The sequence below is a fragment of the Virgibacillus xinjiangensis genome, assembly GCF_042643145.1.
Lineage (GTDB): Bacteria > Bacillota > Bacilli > Bacillales > Amphibacillaceae > Virgibacillus_O > Virgibacillus_O xinjiangensis.
Genome location: NZ_JBHRSA010000042.1, coordinates 1 through 17,561 on the forward strand (window position 1 = coordinate 1; position 17,561 = coordinate 17,561).

At 42.9% G+C, this 17,561-nt stretch carries 17 protein-coding genes; 12 read left to right on the forward strand and 5 right to left on the reverse strand.

Features of this window, described 5'->3' with window-relative positions:
• Nucleotide 1 precedes the first annotated feature (1 nt).
• Both ACFOGI_RS10590 and ACFOGI_RS10595 read right to left on the reverse strand, forming a co-directional pair.
• Nucleotides 2-184 carry a hypothetical protein gene (locus ACFOGI_RS10590; protein ID WP_390272190.1) on the reverse strand — a complete coding sequence of 61 codons (183 nt, stop codon included), beginning with the start codon at nt 182-184 and terminating at the stop codon, nt 2-4.
• 111 nt (nt 185-295) lie between these two features.
• Nucleotides 296-1,018 (reverse strand): GntR family transcriptional regulator, encoded by a 723-nt coding sequence (locus ACFOGI_RS10595; protein ID WP_390272192.1) that lies wholly within the window; start codon nt 1,016-1,018, stop codon nt 296-298.
• Between the two features lie 289 nt (nt 1,019-1,307).
• On the opposite strand from ACFOGI_RS10595, the gene ACFOGI_RS10600 reads away from it, so the two are divergent.
• Nucleotides 1,308-1,706 (forward strand): helix-turn-helix domain-containing protein, encoded by a 399-nt coding sequence (locus ACFOGI_RS10600; protein WP_390272194.1) that lies wholly within the window; start codon nt 1,308-1,310, stop codon nt 1,704-1,706.
• A 97-nt stretch (nt 1,707-1,803) separates the two neighbouring features.
• Here the strand turns inward: ACFOGI_RS10600 and ACFOGI_RS10605 are convergent, their stop codons facing one another.
• Nucleotides 1,804-2,763 carry a DnaD domain-containing protein gene (locus tag ACFOGI_RS10605; RefSeq protein WP_390272195.1) on the reverse strand — a complete coding sequence of 320 codons (960 nt, stop codon included), beginning with the start codon at nt 2,761-2,763 and terminating at the stop codon, nt 1,804-1,806.
• Between the two features lie 69 nt (nt 2,764-2,832).
• Entirely contained in the window at nt 2,833-3,399 is a 567-nt protein-coding gene (locus ACFOGI_RS10610) for a sigma-70 family RNA polymerase sigma factor (RefSeq protein ID WP_390272197.1), read from the reverse strand.
• Nucleotides 3,400-3,721: 322 nt separating this feature from the next.
• Between ACFOGI_RS10610 and ACFOGI_RS10615 the strand changes: the two genes are divergently transcribed.
• The 10 genes from ACFOGI_RS10615 (at nt 3,722) to ACFOGI_RS10660 (ending at nt 15,609) form a co-directional block, all read left to right on the forward strand.
• The gene (locus tag ACFOGI_RS10615) at nt 3,722-4,237 is read left to right on the forward strand and encodes a DUF1643 domain-containing protein (protein ID WP_390272199.1); all 516 of its coding nucleotides are present in this window, start codon (nt 3,722-3,724) and stop codon (nt 4,235-4,237) included.
• Nucleotides 4,238-5,105: 868 nt separating this feature from the next.
• On the forward strand, nt 5,106-7,004 hold the full coding sequence (locus tag ACFOGI_RS10620; protein WP_390272201.1) for an AAA family ATPase: 1,899 nt from the start codon (nt 5,106-5,108) through the stop codon (nt 7,002-7,004).
• The gene (locus ACFOGI_RS10625; protein ID WP_390272203.1) at nt 6,997-8,013 is read left to right on the forward strand and encodes a hypothetical protein; all 1,017 of its coding nucleotides are present in this window, start codon (nt 6,997-6,999) and stop codon (nt 8,011-8,013) included. The genes ACFOGI_RS10620 and ACFOGI_RS10625 overlap by 8 nt, the downstream gene beginning before the upstream one ends.
• A gap of 46 nt (nt 8,014-8,059) precedes the next feature.
• Nucleotides 8,060-8,272, forward strand: coding sequence for a hypothetical protein (locus ACFOGI_RS10630; RefSeq protein ID WP_390272352.1), 213 nt, complete (start codon nt 8,060-8,062; stop codon nt 8,270-8,272).
• Nucleotides 8,273-8,592: 320 nt separating this feature from the next.
• Entirely contained in the window at nt 8,593-10,482 is a 1,890-nt protein-coding gene (locus ACFOGI_RS10635) for a XylR N-terminal domain-containing protein (RefSeq protein ID WP_390272204.1), read from the forward strand.
• A gap of 355 nt (nt 10,483-10,837) precedes the next feature.
• Nucleotides 10,838-12,049, forward strand: coding sequence for an acyl-CoA dehydrogenase family protein (locus ACFOGI_RS10640; RefSeq protein WP_390272206.1), 1,212 nt, complete (start codon nt 10,838-10,840; stop codon nt 12,047-12,049).
• 57 nt (nt 12,050-12,106) lie between these two features.
• On the forward strand, nt 12,107-13,081 hold the full coding sequence (locus tag ACFOGI_RS10645) for a catechol 2,3-dioxygenase (protein ID WP_390272208.1): 975 nt from the start codon (nt 12,107-12,109) through the stop codon (nt 13,079-13,081).
• A gap of 76 nt (nt 13,082-13,157) precedes the next feature.
• Nucleotides 13,158-13,811, forward strand: coding sequence for an alpha/beta hydrolase (locus ACFOGI_RS10650; RefSeq protein WP_390272210.1), 654 nt, complete (start codon nt 13,158-13,160; stop codon nt 13,809-13,811).
• A gap of 38 nt (nt 13,812-13,849) precedes the next feature.
• Nucleotides 13,850-14,674: an alpha/beta fold hydrolase gene (locus tag ACFOGI_RS10655; RefSeq protein ID WP_390272211.1), complete on the forward strand. Its 825-nt coding sequence runs from the start codon at nt 13,850-13,852 to the stop codon at nt 14,672-14,674.
• A 368-nt stretch (nt 14,675-15,042) separates the two neighbouring features.
• Nucleotides 15,043-15,609, forward strand: coding sequence for a metal-dependent hydrolase (locus tag ACFOGI_RS10660; RefSeq protein ID WP_390272213.1), 567 nt, complete (start codon nt 15,043-15,045; stop codon nt 15,607-15,609).
• Nucleotides 15,610-15,689: 80 nt separating this feature from the next.
• Here ACFOGI_RS10660 and ACFOGI_RS10665 read toward each other — a convergent pair whose 3' ends face one another.
• Nucleotides 15,690-16,541 carry a hypothetical protein gene (locus tag ACFOGI_RS10665; protein ID WP_390272215.1) on the reverse strand — a complete coding sequence of 284 codons (852 nt, stop codon included), beginning with the start codon at nt 16,539-16,541 and terminating at the stop codon, nt 15,690-15,692.
• Nucleotides 16,542-16,798: 257 nt separating this feature from the next.
• Here ACFOGI_RS10665 and ACFOGI_RS10670 point away from each other — a divergent pair, with 257 nt between their 5' ends.
• Nucleotides 16,799-17,077 carry an AbrB/MazE/SpoVT family DNA-binding domain-containing protein gene (locus ACFOGI_RS10670; RefSeq protein WP_390272217.1) on the forward strand — a complete coding sequence of 93 codons (279 nt, stop codon included), beginning with the start codon at nt 16,799-16,801 and terminating at the stop codon, nt 17,075-17,077.
• Nucleotides 17,078-17,561 lie beyond the last annotated feature (484 nt).

The window sequence follows — 17,561 nt, forward strand, 5'->3', positions numbered from 1 at the left end:
GTCATTTTCTTGTCCGGGGTGGATCAATAAGATGGCAGAGGTGGATCCAACCTATGTCCTTCTTCATATAATCATCTGCTGTTTTGATTTTTCGGGAGTAGTGGATCCCGACTCCCAGGATTGCGACGATAAAGAAGACAATCCAAACAATATACCAATTCAAAAAGTCCACACCTTTCTCCATTTTATTTGTTCCTATTTTACGGAAGGCTCGAAAGGATGGAAATATTGTCATAATGTTCGTACCAGTTGCATAGAGGGATATAAAAAAAACCCTTCTTAGGAAGAAGGGCTGTCAGTTATGCTTGCGTGATAATTTGATTTTAAAAGAGTACATATCAGAGCGGTAGAAGGCATGCTCGAATTCTACGAAGCTGCCATGAATATCCATCAGCTTTCTGTCCGTGACCAACACACTGTCGTGACGAGAGACTCCAAGCAGTTTGGCATCTTCCCTGGATGGCGTGCTAGACTTGATCACTTGATCCGCTTCAAAGGTATTGATGCCTAGCTTGGTTTCCAACAAGTCATACAGGGTGACCTCATTCAGGTCATAGGAATTGATTTTCTCACCGAGTTCTATCGGGTAATAGTGGTTTTCAATTCCCATGGGAGTATGGTTGGCATACCGCAGGCGTTTGAAATGGAAGGCATGGCTCAGCCCTGTTTCTTTCTGCAGATGATCCGGAAGCTCGATAATTTCCGACTTCAGCAGCTTGGCGCCTGAGCGCATTCCCATCCGTTCAATGGTTTCGGTCGTACTGCTCAAACTGCCGAGCCAGTCATCAATCGGTTTCAACGCCACGAATGTACCGCGCCCCGGTTTCCGGGTCAACACCCCGTCCTTCACCAGTTCTGCCACGGCCTGCCTTACCGTACTGCGGCTCACATAGAATTCATCCATGATTTCCCGTTCACTAGGTATCTTCGGGCCATAACTGCCACTTGTTATTCGTTGTTCCAATCTCTCTTTCAGCTGTATGTATAGCGGAATGGAATTATTGTAGTCTAAAGGCATGTAGGATCCCCTTTTGGTGTTCAGAAAAGTTTTGTTGTTAATAGATTACCATATTATGTGGGATAGGTGGGGGAGGGTAGATTAGTTTAGTGAATTCATTTGCGAATTTTCGCTTGTATTACTTATATAACTACGATGGGGCATGTGAAGCATTATTGACAACATGTCCAGAATCGATTGCTAAGTACTTATATCTACCTCTTTAAACTTTCTGTAACACTTTTCGTGTGTTTTCCTCGATTGTTGTTTGGAGAATGGTAGATTTCCCTGCAAAAGGGGGAAATCTACCATGAAACCAGATTGGGGTAAACGCCTGGAAGAATTGCGTACCGAACGTGGCTGGGATAAGAAGGAAGTCAGCGCGATGTTAGGTTTTACACAGAATGTATATGGGCAATATGAGCGGCAGTACAGAACTCCCCCGCTGGAAACGCTAATGAGAATAGCGGATCTCTATGGTTCCAGCCTGGATTATATCGCCTACGGAGAAGAAAAGCGGAGACGAAGACCGGTGGATGACTTAGAGAAGCTGAGGGAGCTCCTGCTTCACTTTGAAGATGAAGGCATTGAACAGCCGTTTATCCTGGATCTTGACCGATGGTATGAGTTGGAAAAGGAGGATCTAGAGGAGCTCCGGCAGCGATTTGAGGAGATTTATCAAAAAGCTGTTTCCGAGAAAGGGAAATAGGGGTTTCCATTGTCCGTTTTTCTGGTAAAGCAGCCACAACGAGACATTGTGGCTTTTGTCATGTTCTTTACCGGTTGGGTGATACCAGTCACACTCGCTAAGCAATTACCTCACATTCCCGCCCCGATACTTTCGCAAGCAACCGTTCGATTTCCTCCGTTTCATGGTTCGCATCTTTTGGTAGTGCTGTAGTTTCCTCGTAGGAGACTGCAGCTTTTTCTTTGCGGTCCTTGAACCAATCCGGCACAATCTCCTCTTGTGGCTGATGTTGGTTGTAGTGGGGCTTACCTACGTGCTGCTGGCGGAATGCCTTCTCCTCCAACTCTGCCTGTTCCACCGTCGTGATTCCCTTCCGCTTCCATGCCTTCAGGATTCCTGTGACATATCGCCAATTGGTTTTTCCTTGGGTTACGGCCAGCTTCATGGCATGCAAGACAAGCTTCTCGTTGGTGTCATCGATCCAGCTGATGATTTCCTCGGCAACAAATGGGCTGGCGACTCCGAAGTTTTCCTGGTGGAAACGGACAGCGTCTTCTGCTGCAGGTCGGTTTTGTTTGGTTTGGTCTTGTTTATGTATTTGTTTATATAATGGGTCAGGTTTGCGGTCAGATTTGTGGCCGCTTTTGTCGTCTGTTGTGCGGCCGGAAGTGTGGGCCGGTTTGTGGTCGGAAATCTCATCAGGAAGGACATCAGGTTTTGAAAGGATTTCTGTTAGATCGGTGTTTGCATCTTCTGCCTGCACCTGGTTGGTCGGAGCAGTGTGTCCAAATAGTTCTTCCTGCTGGGAAATCATTTGATAGATAGCTGCACGGTTTCCGCTTTGGCTGATGACACGGATATAACCGAGGCGCTGGAGTTCCTCGCGGGCGTTTTTAAAGGTGGTCGGCTTCAGGCAGGCTTTGGCTTGGAGGACGGCAGCTGTGACGGAGAATTCCTCCTTCCATCCACAACGGTTGTTGAAATGCATGAGGCCGTGCCATAGGGAGACAGCTGCTCCGGAAAGTGGCTGGAAGTCCAATTTATGATAGAAGGCATTGATTTCTTTAATGTAGTTCATGTTCCTGCTCCTTGTCTATGTGTTTTTTTAGGAGGCGGGCTCACCCGAAGAGATGGAGCCCGCTGTCGGTCAAAGGTTCATTTCCTGTTTCAACAGCTGGCGGAATTCATCGGTGCGCAGCTTCTTCCGTACTTGTTTCCCCCAGCTTTTGACGGCTTCGGAGGTCGTGTTTTCCTGAATGGCGATTTCTTTGATGGGCATGTTGTCGATCACGGCATAGTAGACCCATTTCCATTGATTTTCGGTTAACTGGGATTTAAGCTGCTGCCAAAGTGCGGGATTGCTCAGAAGGAGATCGGAGAATTCGCGCGACAAGTATTGCGGTGGATCTGTTTCAGGTGAGGCTGCAGTAGAGTGGCTTGCTTTCTGTTCTTCGATATAGTTGGCGAGCTGCTCCTGCTGACGGTTCTCTTTCCGCATCAGGTCGATCATACGGTTGCGGATCATATAGTTGAAGTAGGTGGCCATCGGGCCTTTGTCCGGCTCATAGCGTTCATACGCATTCCACATCGCAAAAAGCCCCTCCTGGTAGTATTCCTGATGCGGGTCTCTGATGTTCAGTTTGTGGATCTGGTAGTGGATCCGCCGCTCATTCTGCTGGCAGATCTCTTCAAATGAAGGTTTTTGTTGGGTCATCGATTCGGCTCCTTTTAGTGGGGTGGAAAGAGGTAATGGTAGAGTTTTTCTGGCTGTCGGGATACCGCTTTCAAAGTGATGTATGTTTCCTTGACACATTGACAGTACCCACTATACTACGGGGATTGGTAAAAATTGGTGAGCAAAATCACAGCATACGAATCGTGTGTTTTGATGGGGATTGAGTGGGTTTGTGGTAGTGGGGGAGGGTTATATAAATGATAAGAACACTCTACCTATGCGCGGATGATACACTTGTTTTTAGATTAAGTGAAATTTTCAGTCCTCTTTTTGCTATACTGTAGTAAAGGGGGAGGGGCTTATGTTAAAACCAGGCCATCGGTACTGGAGAGACGATGAAATTGTAGCAGTGGAATTTGATAATGACCAAGATCCAACGTACAGATATGCACTGGAGTGTATCTGGGATGAAAAAGGGAAAATAGTGGCATTTTTTATCATGCTGAACCCTAGTGTTGGGAATTATGATGTTTGCGACCCTACATTGAACAGGTGTGTGAATTTTGCACGCAGCTGGGGGTATGGAGGCATTGTAGTCGTAAACTTATTCGCCTACATTACATCCGATCCGAAAGAACTCTTGGAAGTGGAGGATCCCATCGGCAGTAGAAATGATGAAGTGATTGATGTCATTGCGGAAGCTGCAGATCAGATTGTTTACGCTTGGGGAGTGGACCATGGACATTATCATCAGAGGAACCAACAGGTAATGGAACGGTTGAAGGATTATGAACCTAAATGTATTCTGAAAAATAAAGGCGGCCATCCGCGTCATCCACTGTTTTTAAAGAAGGACTTAGAGTTGATGGCGTTTTAGATAAATGTAATTGCAAGGAAGTTTTATGGCCAGAGACAAATTAGAGGACCGCTTGGTTGTTGGCACGGAAGTCTTTGGATAGAGAGCTTGAAACCTTAAGGTATTCAGGCTCTTTTAATCTGTAATTCATTTGACTCCTAGCTCCTTGTAAACGATAAACTAAACTGGCTCTTACGCACTTTTAGTGATATATATTATTAACCTTATGAAGCGGATGCTTTTATAAGGGGGGAAGTCATCATGATATTGGAAGAAGGCTCCATCCATAATATCGAATTATTATAACCTCAAGATGAGAATGCTACATTCATTTGTGATGAAAGTCAGAGTTCCAAACAAGCTGAATGTCTTATTACACATCTTTTTCAAGCTAGCGGTATAGCCGCCACACAAGAAAATGCTCGAGTAATGAACCCGCTTGGTTCGCCTAGATTTTTACTCAACGGTTTTCTTGGGTCGTTCAACTATTCAGGGAAATGGTAAAAGAAATTTTGGGTACCCGAAAACTCTTCGTCAACGAGCCTCCAGGTTGCCTTCCATATAGGCTGAAAATGACCAAGGGACAACTTTATGTTTATACAGGCATCAGTCTGCTTAGAAAGCGACTTTTTCTATTACCTAGCAAGTCAAAAACCATCCCATTTGTCACTTTTATGGCGTGAAAGCCAGTTTAGTCTAGCAGTTGTTACATTACTCTATGCAATCATGAAAATTCCAGGTATTAGCTACTCTCAATCTGTCAATCTTATTTTTCTGATAAATAATTTATTTTATAAACTACATAATTATTCCCTTATTTGGTATTTTTTACCACATCGCAAGTTTATCTTTGATATACTTAATAATAGATTAGGGGAGGAGTGATTCTTTGATAACTAATATAGGATTAGTTAATTTTAAAATTTTTAAGTACTTAGAGAACATTGAACTCGCACCAATCACTATTTTATCAGGACAAAATAGTGGTGGTAAAAGTACAATTATTCAATCTTTACTCTTGTTAAAACAAACTATAGAAAACCCCGTGAGTGATGAAACTTTAATTTTAAATGGTGCGTATATATCATTGGGGGATTTTAAAGATATATTTAATAATGTAGCGGCAGAAGATGAGAAATTGGGATTTTCCATAACTTTTAGATCTAATGAAAGTGAATTAGATAATGAAACGTACGAAATTTACGACGAATTAAATAACACAAATCTAAACGACTATTCTGTTATTGATTTATCATTAAATTACAAAAACACTTCTAATACACAACATAATATTCAAGATGCACCCTATTTACTCAATTCAACTATTAAGGGAGAGATTGAAGGATTTCCTTTTGAGCTATCAATTGATAGAAAACAAAATTTAAGAAGAGAAATTCTTAATAAGTATGATGTCATTAATAAAAAAGCTTTTTTGGACTCGCCCGATCTGTATTCTTTATCAAAATGCAAGGGGATAGAACTAGATTTCAGGCGGGAAGTTAATAAAAAAGATATTATATCTGTTAATACAAATACTTTTCTTCCTGATAAGCTTTTTTGCAAATTCAATTTGCATTTAGCCAAATTTAAAAATGAAGTTTTAAATAATGTAATTACTACCATACTGGATAGTTTTCCTGAGGTAGTAGATGATTCTAAAAAAAATAAATTTAATAACTATAGGTTATTAAAAATATATAGTAGAAAATTACGAAATACACCTACCACTGAAGAAGAGAATAATTATACTATTCTACAAATAGAGGAGTATCTTGAGACTATTCTTGGAGACTTTAATCTAAGTGAAATTTATAGTTTAATTAAAATTTTCCTTTATAGAATGGACAATGAAAAGCTAGATTATATACTTAACTATTTATCCAAATCATATAATGGACTAGAGCAAATAAGAAATATGAAAGAAAATATTAGAAAACTACCGATTAACTCACTCAGAATTAGTAATGATAATAAAACACTCACAAATTTCCGCGGAATAAATAGTTATATAAGAAAGCGCTTTGCAAGTATTTATTATTTAGGACCATTACGTGAAGCCCCTAAGGTTTATTATAACAGATACGGTTCCCATGACCCGATGTATGTAGGACCAAGAGGAGAAAATGTAGCTTTTGTTTTAAAGCATTATTCAAAAAGAGAAATCACTGCTATTCTCCCTCCTAAGAATGGGGAAGAGTTTAATTTAAATCAACTAATTCCCGAAGTCACAACCTTAGGTGAAGCGGTAAAAGAGTGGCTAGCTTATATAGGTGTAGCACATGAAGTAAGTGTTAATAGTGTAGGGAAATTAGGTTTATCCCTTCAGGCAAATGTGGATGGAAGAAGTAATTCTGATTTAACTAACGTGGGAGTCGGGGTTAGTCAAGTATTACCAATAATAGTTTTAGGGTTGTCATCCAGAGAGACTAACACAATTTTACTCTTCGAACAGCCCGAATTACACCTTCATCCTTATGTTCAAAGTAGACTAGGTGATTTTTTTGTATCCTTACAAATGTTAGGCAAACAAGTAATCGCAGAAACCCATAGTGAATATTTAATAAATAGAATGCGATTGCATATTGCAAAAGGGAAAATTAGATATAATGATGATTTAAAGATCTATTTCTGCGAAAAAGATGAGGGAGATTCAGCACATTTTACAAAGGTACAAATTGATAATTATGGTTCAATCGATTACTATCCAGAAGGTTTTTTTGACGAAACTGAGAAACAATTGGAGAAAATTATGTTAGCCGCTTTCGAAAGGGATGATTTACATGAATAAAACGAGTCATCCAATTTTAGTTGAACCGACTTGTTTTTGTTTCTCGCCTTATGATGATAAAAAAATAAATGAGGATGAAAATAAAGAAGAATTTAAGGCATTTGTCAATAATTTAACAAAGATGATAGATAGTATTGAAAAAGAAAATTATAAAATTGCTGTTAGTAAAGATCTTTTTAGTTTATATTTTGAATCTGTACCTATAAGTATATATCAACAGCATACTATCCATGACCAAGCTTATAAGTCCCTTGTGAAACTTGCTAAGGATTACTTTATCAGAAAACTCCCTAAAATGATGAAAACGATACATAAATTTGGAGATAATTCATTTGAAGTCTCAATTGATACAAAAACGATAAATGAAGATTTAAATTTGCACAATACAGAACTCTACTTAAACTGGATTGATATGGTGGGGTTGGAATTTAAGGGGCAATTTTTTTCCTCATGTTTAAAGTCAACTTATAATACAATCCTTAACCAAAAAACGTTTAGGATAATCAATGATGCTAATCAAAAAGAAGAGATAGATGTAATTAACGAAGTAAGTAAATTTAAAAACTCTCCGGTAATAAAGTTGAAATTACTAAAGTCTAAACTTGTAAAACCAAGTTTTCCAGTTCCATGCTCGGGAACTGGAGATCACGGTTCCATGTGGGGACCATCTATTAGAAGCATAAATGACATACCAAAAATGGAACGTGACTTATTAATAAGGTTAATAGATACAGGGTTGATAAAATCTATAACATTATTAGATTTTGATAATTCGTATCCTGCAGTGAATTCCGCAGAGATCATTTTAAAGAGAATGCAACAAATGGATCAGGATGACGTTTTATATTGCATATTAAGAGGAAAAGGAACAAAGCAACATGCACAGAATATTAAATTACAAGTTAAAAAAGGAACTGGACAATTAATATATGATTGGTTTTATCCAAGTATATCTATGTCAAAGTTGGATCTTTTAATTCAAGAAAGTGCCACTACAAAAGAGCAATAGAAATGATGAAGTAATTGATGCCGTTGCTGAAGCTGCCGATCAGATTGTGTACGCCTGGAGAGTGGATCATGGGCATTATCTTCAGAGGAACCAGTGCGTCATGGAGAGATTGAAGGGTTATGAACCTAAATGTATTGATAAAAACAGAGACAGCCATCCTTTTCATCCGCTACGTTTAAGTAAGGACTTGGAGTTGATGGAGTTTTACAAATTTTATTCTGTTGAACAGATAGGGTTACTAGAATACTTATTTAATTAAGAGCTTGAAACCACCTAGGATTCAGGCTCTTTTGCTTTATACACTATCGTATCTCACTACCTCCACACACTCCCGCCTAAAAATCCCTCTAATCCCCTCTCTGATTAGCACAAACTGGCTATTGATATTTCTGAAAATTACCCATAAACTGACTAGTAGACATGTTTTTTGTGATAGATTCTCAGGCAAAGAGTCCATACATGGAAAGGGAGATGGTCGGTTTTTGAACCATCATCTGATTCATTGTTCCATCTCTTTTCCCGACGCAGTCCGTATTCTTCTATGGAAAAAGGAAACTATGATAAGAGGTGGTGTAGGGGATGAAATTGCAAGATAAAGAGGTTGAACGTATATATAAGAAGGTATCGAACCCTGCTTATGAAAAGGGGGAGCATGAACGGATCGTCTCCATCTCGTCCCAATCGATTGGGGCCCTCCGGAAAGAGCTGGTGGACACGATTGGGCAGGAACGTACGAAAGGATTCCTGCTTCGCTATGGCTGGCATGCCGGTGTTGCTGATGGGAAGAGGATGATAGAGCATTTCGGGGAGCATGCCGAGGAATTGGTGATGGCTGGTGCAGAGATGCATGTGTATCATGGCTGGACCTTGGATGTGGATGTCGTGAACCATCATACGGATTTTGAGAACAAGAAGATGCATGTGGAAGCCACGTGGAAGCAGCCTTACGAAGCGGAGGAGTATCTCAATCTCTTCGGGGAGAGCGATCATGCTGTATGCCATACGATGACCGGCTATGCCAGTGGGTACCTTTCCACCATCCTGGGCCATCAGGTCATCGTGGTGGAGGATAAATGTGAAGCGAAAGGGGACGGGTGTTGCCGGAGCATTTGCCGCACGGTAGAGGAATGGGAAGAGGAGATCGCGACCGAATTGATGTACTATGAACCGAACAGCCTGATCGATGAGCTGCAGCTGACGTATGACGAGTTGAAGGTGGAGAGGGATAATTTGAAAAAGGCCTTTGAGGCACATGAATTGTTGATGAGTGAGATCCATTCGGGCAATGACATTTCCTCTGTCATCCAATTGCTGAATAAACTCGTCGATAAGCCGGCCATGTTCGTGGACAAGTATGAGAAAGACATCGTTGCCTCGGCGGGCATGGATGGGCTCCTCGAGGACAGCCGCGTCCATACGGATTTGGAGGCAATCAATGCCACAACCATCGTGAGGTTCGAGGACCATCGGAAACTCCTGACCCCTGTATATGTCCAGAAACAGGTGGTCGGCTATTGCGGCCTGATCATTGATGACGGGGAGCAGCTCAAGGAACTGGATCAAATGATCTTGGAGCGGGCTGCCTTGACATGCGGCAATGTCCTATTGAATGAGAAGACAAGTCTCGATACGAAACAGAAAATCGGTGGTGACTTCCTGGGTGAGATCCTATCCGGAACCATTACGGATGCGGAGTTGAATAAACGTGCCTATTATCTCGGGTTTGAACAACTGACACCATTTTTTATTATAACCTTGGATGTAAACGCTTCCTCGGAAATCAAGCGCAAAATCGAATGCAACCAAAAGGTCATGGAACAAATCTATTTCTATTTTGAGAGCGGCAGACAGGGAAATGGGAGGAAGGTGCTGATCGAGCAGAAGGCCGAACAGATTGTTATCCTCTGTTATCAGGATGCCACCTTGGAAACCTGGGCCCAGAAGGAAAACATGCTGAGCCAGCTGATCAATTACTGCGGGCAGCGGTTCAAGCAGTACCAATTCAGTGGAGGTATCAGTTCGAGTGCCACTTCCCTTGATGATGCGTCCACTGTGTACAAGGAAAGCTTGGCAGCCCTGAAGGTTGCGAGCGAACATCGTCCGATTGTCAGCTATGAGCATCTTGGGGTGGAAGGACTGCTGTTCCAGTTGGATGAAGACAATATGATGGATAAGATGATTGAAAAAAGCCTTGGCAAGCTGCTGCGTGAGGATAAAGATATGGAATTGACCAAGACGCTGTATTATTACCTTAAGAATGGATGCAATCTGCAACAGACAGCCCGAAGCATGAATTTTTCGGTCAGTGGTCTGCGCTACCGCCTGCAGCGGATCAATGATGTGCTGGAGACGAGGGTGAATAACCCGGATGTCACCTACCAACTATTTTTAGCATTGAAAGCCTTGATGTTCCTTGGAAAATTGGACATCGACATGGATATCGATCTATTGGAGGAACAGGAAATATAGAAGGATGAAACCAGGTGGACGCCAAGAGAAGGCACCGCCTGGTTTTTTGATGCGTTTATTTTACTTTCACTCATTCACTCGTATCCTATGAAAATTTTTGAGGAAAAAGAGATTTTTCCGTATGAATTGGTTCTATATTCTGATTATTTTAGTTGATACCATATAGTTAAGTTAAGAGAAAGGAGTCACGTCACATGGACAGCTAGAGATGCAGCAGCCGAGAGGAACGCTAAGATGTTTTCACCTTTATAGGACGGAAATGAAAGCGGTTCATTTTATTGGAGGCTTTCACCCTGACCAATCAAAAGGCATCTTGTAGATGTGACAGTGATGACAAACAAAGGAGGACATAAACATGGCGATCGGTACGTTGGAATCTCTCAAAAATACAGCGAATCGAGAGGAATTGCTTCGAAAAGCGAAAGAGGTTGGAGAACTAGCAGAACAATACGCACTACAAGCAGATGAGGATGCAAAACTTCCAGATATCGTGGCAGACAAGATAAAAGAAGCTGGTTTCCATAAACTGCATCGTCCGAAAGCATATGGTGGACAGGATTTGGATTACTACACATTCGGCGATATCATCCGGACGGTAGCATATCACAGTGTTTCAGCCGCATGGATCACTTATTTCTCCATCATTCATGAGACATGGCCGGCATTTTTGCCAAAAGAAGGCCGTGATGAATTATATAACAGCGACGCCCTGATGGCGGATGTTTTCGCACCTGTCGGAAAAGTGACCGATGATCCGGATGGGAAGGGCTATCGCATCAGCGGAACCTGGAATTTCTGCAGTGGGGTATTATGGTGCGACTGGATCGCTTTAGGTGCCATCCATCAGATGAGGGATGGATCCGAGCCGGAATTGAGCCTGTACATCGTCCACAAAAAAGATGTAGAGCTCATTGAGAATTGGGATCCGATCGGGCTGCGCGGGACAGGCAGTAATGCGGTGAAAGTGGATGATGTGTACGTTCCGCCGCACTATATCTTCCCATTGAAACGAGTGGTGGAAGGTGCAGTTGCGCCTGATGGCAACTATGAAGAGGATTATCAAATCTTCAATGTGCCGTATATCATCTATTTCCTGTCTGGGTTTTCCCAAATTGCCATCGGTGGCTTGGAACGCCTGGTCAACGACTTCAAGGAAAAGACAGAGGGCCGCATCCGGGTCTACAACAACAATTCCAGTGAGAAGGATGCCAGCAATACCCAGCGTCTGCTTGGAGAACTCAACATCCAGTTGAAGTCCCTGAAAGCGATCGCTAACGAATATATGGACAAATTGCATGAGTATCAAGAAAACGGCACCCGCGTGTTGGACGAGGAAGAGCGTGAGGAGCTGTTCGCAAGACGAGGCTATGTTGCCAGAACAGCAGCTGAATTGGGAACCCGGATTCTGATCACGCTTGGCGGCAACTCCTTGTACAGGGAGAAGCATACGGAACGCTTTGTACGCGACCTGATTGCTGTCGCTGCACACCCGACGCATCTCTATGAAGATGCAATGGTCGGATATGGGAAATCCATCCTTGGAAATCCCGGCCATCCAATGTGGTAATTTGCTTGTCCAGTTTGTCTGTTTACCAATAATAAAATGATATGGGAGGAATTTATAATGAGACCAGAACCAATTTTGGATGTAGCTCAACTTGCACATGTGGAGATCCTGACACCGAAACCGGATGAAACGCTGTGGTTTTTCAAAGAACTGCTCGGCTTGGAAGAGACGGCACGCGAAGGACAGTCCGCTTACCTGAGGGCCTATGAAGATTTCTACCATCACACACTGAAAGTCACGGAAAGCAAGGAGCCAGGATTGGGGCATGTGGCATGGCGGACCAGATCCCAGCAGGCCTTGGACCGCAGGGTTAAAGCAATTGAAGCTACTGGTCTTGGAAAAGGCTGGTCGGAGAATGACCTCGGACAAGGGGCGGCCTATCAGTTTGCAACTCCTGATGGCCATAACATGGAGCTGTTGTGGGAGGTCGAGTATTATAAGGCGCCTGATCATATGAAGACACCACTGCTCAACCGTCCGCAGAAGCGTCCGACCCGCGGGGTGCCTGTCCGCCGTCTGGATCACGTCAACCTGATGGCCGGGGATTTGGAAACAAGCAGTGACTTCATGCAGGAGAAGCTCGGCTTCAACTTACGTGAGCGTATCCAGCAGAATGACGGCAAGAATATTGCGGACTGGATGAGTGTCAGCCCGCTGGTGCATGAAGTGGCCATGATGCAGGATCAGCTGGGCGGAAGAGGACGTCTCCATCATATCTGCTACTGGTACGGCTTCCCGCAGCACATCTCGGATATTTCGGAGATCCTGAACGAGCATGATGTCAAAATCGAGGCAGGACCAGGAAAACATGGTGTCAGCCAGGCATACTTCCTCTATGTGATTGAGCCGGGCGGCAACCGGGTAGAGCTCTTCGGTGACCCTGGATACCTCATCTTCGACCCGGACTGGGAGCCGGTCGTCTGGAAAGAGGAAGACTTGGAAAAAGGAATCATCTGGTATGGTTCCCAGCTGCCGGACGACTTCTTCCAATACGGCACACCGAATATCAAGGCGCCAGTGGTGACCAAGTAGATTTACCATCCAAGCAGGGTATTACCTGGCTTCATCTCCGGTAATGCCCTGTTTCCATGAGGTAGGGGGGATTGTTTTGGAAGGCACTTTTCACTACGACGTAAAGACACCGCAATCTGTCCGGGCCGATCGAACGTACCCACTGCTGATTGCGCTGCATGGAATCGGGTACGACGAGAAGGACATGATGGAGGCATTTGACGGGGTCACGGATGAGTATATCCTCGTTGCGCCAAGGGGGAATCTGACCTATGAAGAAGGGTTCGCCTACTATTATCTAGAAGATTATGGTAAGCCGGATATGGCTCTGTTTGATGCAAGCATGGAAAAACTGCAGGTGTTCATCGACGAGGTGATGGAAGAATACCCGGTGGATCGGGACCAGGTCTATTTGGCCGGATTCAGCCAAGGGGCCATTCTTTCCAATTCATTGGCCATGGTGCTCGGTGACTGCGTGCGTGGCATTGTCTCCATGAATGGCTATGTTCCCGGATTCCTGAAAGACAGGTATCCGGTGCAGCCGGTAGGGCATCTGAACGTATGGTTGTCGACTGGTGAGGATGATGAGATTTTCTCCCCGGAGATCGGACGGAAAAATGAGGCATTCTTCCGAGCGGAGGGGGCTTCTGTCCGTTATCGAACGTACCTTATTGGACATGAGCTGGGGGAAGCGGCAATAAAGGATGCCGTCCAGTGGCTTCTCGCTGACATCAAACAGGTAAACAAGTAAATCATTTATACACATCATACCAGGAGGGTGGATCATTCATGAGCGTTACTATTGAAGGAAAACGAGCGACATTTGCAGGAATTGATACGTATTATTATGAGGAAGGGCAGGGAGAATCAGTCCTGTTCATCCATGGAAGCGGCCCGGGAGTGTCCGCCTGGGCGAACTGGCGGCTGGTCCTGCCACGTTTTGCCGAGAACTATCACGTGATCGCGCCAGACTTGGCAGGCTTCGGTCAGACCGAAAAGCTCGAAGAAGGAGCCTACGGAATGGACGTGTGGGTTGATCAACTCTCCGGCCTGATTGAAGCGAAAGGGCTGGAAAAGATCAACATCGTCGGCAATTCCCTGGGAGGAGCAATTGCCCTGCATCTTGCCAAAAGGAAGCCGGAACTCTTGAATAAAATCGTATTGATGGGTACGGCCGGCGTACCATTCGAAATCACAGAAGGACTCGATAAAGTATGGGGATACACCCCAAGCTATGACAATATGGCGGAATTAATTGACATCTTTTCCTATGACGATAAGTTCAAGAAGGATTCCGATCTCATTGAACTTCGCTACCAAGGGACATTGGACAAGGAAAACCAGGATGCCTTCGCATCCATGTTCCCAGCTCCTCGCCAGGAGCAAGTAGACAAGCTCGCCCTGAGCGACGAGGAACTGCAGGGAATCAAGCACCCTGTTCTGGCCCTGCATGGCAGAGAAGACCAGGTCATCCCGGCAGAAAACAGCTGGAAAGCATTCCAGGCCATTCCGAACGCTGAAATGCATCTGTTCAGCAAATGCGGCCACTGGATCCAGATTGAGAAGACGGATGAATTCTGTAAGCAGGTTGAGGTGTTTTTGGAGGAAGAGTAGGTGTTAGCGGTAGCCTGACTAACGGAGGCGGCGCCCGAGTGGGCGGTTGTGCGGCCTGAGTGGCGTGGGTTGGCGACCGAGTGAGCAGGCGCGCGGTCTGAGTGGGCGGTGCTGTCGCCCGAGTGAGCGGTTGCGTGGCCTGAGTGGGTGGTGCTGTCGCCTGAATGAGGAATACCACGGCCCGAGCTCAACTCAACGTATATCCTATAAAACTATAAAAAAGAGAGAGCATGTGATGATATCCATTGTCATATGCTCTCTTTTTTTGCGTCATGAGATGTTACTTGAGTGTATTCTTGGAAAAGCCTTTGAATAATTAACCAATTACACTCATAAAGTTTTATAAACAGTAAAGGGAGTTATGGAATATGCGCTATGACACTCACCTTATAACATCGTTAGCAACAGGAACTGGGGTGACTATAGTATCAGCGGTTCCATTTACTTTTGGGTATGTGATAGGAATTATGATTGGTAGTCTGCTTCCTGACATTGATGAGCCCCAGTCATTTATAGGAAGAAGGTCATTTGGAGTCGCCTCAGTTATCAAGCGTACATATGGGCACCGAGGAATCACCCATTCTCTTTTTGCATGGTTGATTTTCTCTATAGTCAGTTGCTTAATCGCCCCAAACTTTTTTGGTATCGGATTATCATTAGGGTATTTGTTTCATATAATCGGCGATCTATTTTCTGTTTCAGGAGTGCCCTTATACAAGCCATTTACTGATGAAAGAGTGAAAATGCCAAGGAGACTTACCTATAGAACATCTTCTCAAAAGGAAAAAATAATACTCTCCATATTTCTCTTATTATTAATTTTACTCCTCCCCAATGCAATGACTGATTTGTTTGTCCAATCATTTAGTGATCTCCTGGATACCTTATTCAATTTTCTTTCGTTTGCCCTTAACAAAATAACAACTGGATTATAACAGAGAGGAAGTGGGTGTTAGCACTACACAGAAGATAGAGGATAAATGAATGAAGAATGATGTGATGAAAAAATCCATCACTAATGTATTATCTCTACGTACTCTTCTTGAGTGCTTCTATAAGAAGTTTCGTCATGGCTTAAAAATGAGTCTAATAAACTTGTCATATGCTCTTTAATCTCAAAGTTTTTCGATATCAGGTAGTTGATGAGCCTTTCCAAATCCAAATCGGATGTGTTTTTTAATAATGTATCCGGAAAAAAACATACTGAACAAAATTCCTTCATATAATCAAGTTTTTTCCCTGTTAATCTGAAGTCATTGCCTTGCTCAATAATAGCATTACTATATAGGATCATTTTAACTTCTTCAGGTATAACTGTTGATCTAGCAATCTCTTCAAGCACTGTCTTTGCTTTCATTTGAAGTGCTCTTTCTCTAATGTTCTGGGGGATACGAGTGTCGAGTATATAATATTTAATGATTGCCGTTTTGTAATATGTTTTTTTAGCAATATCTCTTTCCAATAAACCGTGATTCTGTATTAGTTTCATGACATGTTCATTCTTAAATAGCCAGCTAGTTCCTTTCAAAGGGATACTTATTTTAAGAATGTGAATAAGTCGTTCTACATCACTTGTACCTGGATAGACAAAACATGGTACTCGTACATCAGGTTGTGTCTTCAAGAGTGCTGAATAATACTCGAATCTCTCAATTAATATATATTCACCCTTTGCTACTTCCTCAACAGCTAGTCGAACTTTTCCACTCTTTCGGGCCTTTTCTGCCTGGACAATCCTTTTTGCTCGCTCTTCGTTCCTAATTTCATCGTGATAATAGGTAATAATATCTCTAGGGCATAGTAGCATACTCTTAGTTGTCATCACCTTCACCTCAGTTAACCCTATGCAGATATTTGGTTGTCTCATTCGCGTGTGCTCATCTTTTTATTGCAACTATTTACCCTAGTTATCAGAGATTTATAAAAATAAACGGGGTAAATCTATCATTACTGAAAGCCACAGAGAAGTGGAATAGAAATATAGATGACGGTCTTTTCACTAGAAAACTAGGTGGAATAAATTGGAAACCAATATATGCCCAAAATATCCCAACAAACTACCCATTAATTACGTACTATGTAGGTGAGAGGATATATATCAGGTTTAAAAGGAGACTAACTAGTATGTTACGATCGACAGGAGTTACGAGAAATGTCGACGATTTGGGCAGAATCGTCATACCGAAGGAAATCAGACGTACCATGGGTATAGAAAATAGAGATCCAGTTGAATTCCTATTGGAAGATAACTATATAGCTATCCGCAAATTCACCCCGAACAAGGCATGCGTCGTCACAGGCAAAGTCTCGGATGATAATTTCCAGGTAGGGGATATCTGGTTGAGTGAAGAAGGGGCCGATCTTCTGATGAAGAAGATGGAGAATCGAGCGGAGAAGAAGTAAGTGGAAAGCGACTGCTGGGGTGGGCAGTCGCTATTTTTTTGTGGATAATTATTTTAATTGTTAATTCTCCGTAGTCTTTTCGAATGTATACTTTTTCTTCATGTGGAGATACTATGACATGAATTTCCTGTTCAAAACCGGAACATGAAAACCTCTATCCATACGATGCCTCAGGGTACCAGCCCTGAGGTTTTTTTATTTACTGCCTCTTAAAGGCTCTTTCGTAAACAAGGTATCCGAAGGTATGGTTTGGGGGGGGGAATAATCGGAAAAAATTGTGATTAGACTTGGAGCTTATTTATATATTTATAATATGTGTTTGGAAATTGCATGAACCACAAAAGTTAGTTTAATAGGATGAATAATAGGGTATTATTGAAAAGGGAAGATTTCACCCTCGCATGAAGTGGAATATAGGAGCAGGGCGGTTATCACGTAAATCCTTCCCATTTGAACAAGAAAAACAATTTATAGTTCAGTTATT

What these genes read in the sequence shown, in the direction of transcription:
- ACFOGI_RS10590 (WP_390272190.1), bottom strand. Translation starts at nt 184, where the DNA reads ATGGAGAAAGGTGTGGACTTTTTGAATTGGTATATTGTTTGGATTGTC.
- ACFOGI_RS10595 (WP_390272192.1), bottom strand. Translation starts at nt 1,018, where the DNA reads ATGCCTTTAGACTACAATAATTCCATTCCGCTATACATACAGCTGAAA.
- ACFOGI_RS10600 (WP_390272194.1), top strand. Translation starts at nt 1,308, where the DNA reads ATGAAACCAGATTGGGGTAAACGCCTGGAAGAATTGCGTACCGAACGT.
- ACFOGI_RS10605 (WP_390272195.1), bottom strand. Translation starts at nt 2,763, where the DNA reads ATGAACTACATTAAAGAAATCAATGCCTTCTATCATAAATTGGACTTC.
- ACFOGI_RS10610 (WP_390272197.1), bottom strand. Translation starts at nt 3,399, where the DNA reads ATGACCCAACAAAAACCTTCATTTGAAGAGATCTGCCAGCAGAATGAG.
- ACFOGI_RS10615 (WP_390272199.1), top strand. Translation starts at nt 3,722, where the DNA reads ATGTTAAAACCAGGCCATCGGTACTGGAGAGACGATGAAATTGTAGCA.
- ACFOGI_RS10625 (WP_390272203.1), top strand. Translation starts at nt 6,997, where the DNA reads ATGAATAAAACGAGTCATCCAATTTTAGTTGAACCGACTTGTTTTTGT.
- ACFOGI_RS10635 (WP_390272204.1), top strand. Translation starts at nt 8,593, where the DNA reads ATGAAATTGCAAGATAAAGAGGTTGAACGTATATATAAGAAGGTATCG.
- ACFOGI_RS10640 (WP_390272206.1), top strand. Translation starts at nt 10,838, where the DNA reads ATGGCGATCGGTACGTTGGAATCTCTCAAAAATACAGCGAATCGAGAG.
- ACFOGI_RS10645 (WP_390272208.1), top strand. Translation starts at nt 12,107, where the DNA reads ATGAGACCAGAACCAATTTTGGATGTAGCTCAACTTGCACATGTGGAG.
- ACFOGI_RS10655 (WP_390272211.1), top strand. Translation starts at nt 13,850, where the DNA reads ATGAGCGTTACTATTGAAGGAAAACGAGCGACATTTGCAGGAATTGAT.
- ACFOGI_RS10660 (WP_390272213.1), top strand. Translation starts at nt 15,043, where the DNA reads ATGCGCTATGACACTCACCTTATAACATCGTTAGCAACAGGAACTGGG.
- ACFOGI_RS10665 (WP_390272215.1), bottom strand. Translation starts at nt 16,541, where the DNA reads ATGAGACAACCAAATATCTGCATAGGGTTAACTGAGGTGAAGGTGATG.
- ACFOGI_RS10670 (WP_390272217.1), top strand. Translation starts at nt 16,799, where the DNA reads ATGTTACGATCGACAGGAGTTACGAGAAATGTCGACGATTTGGGCAGA.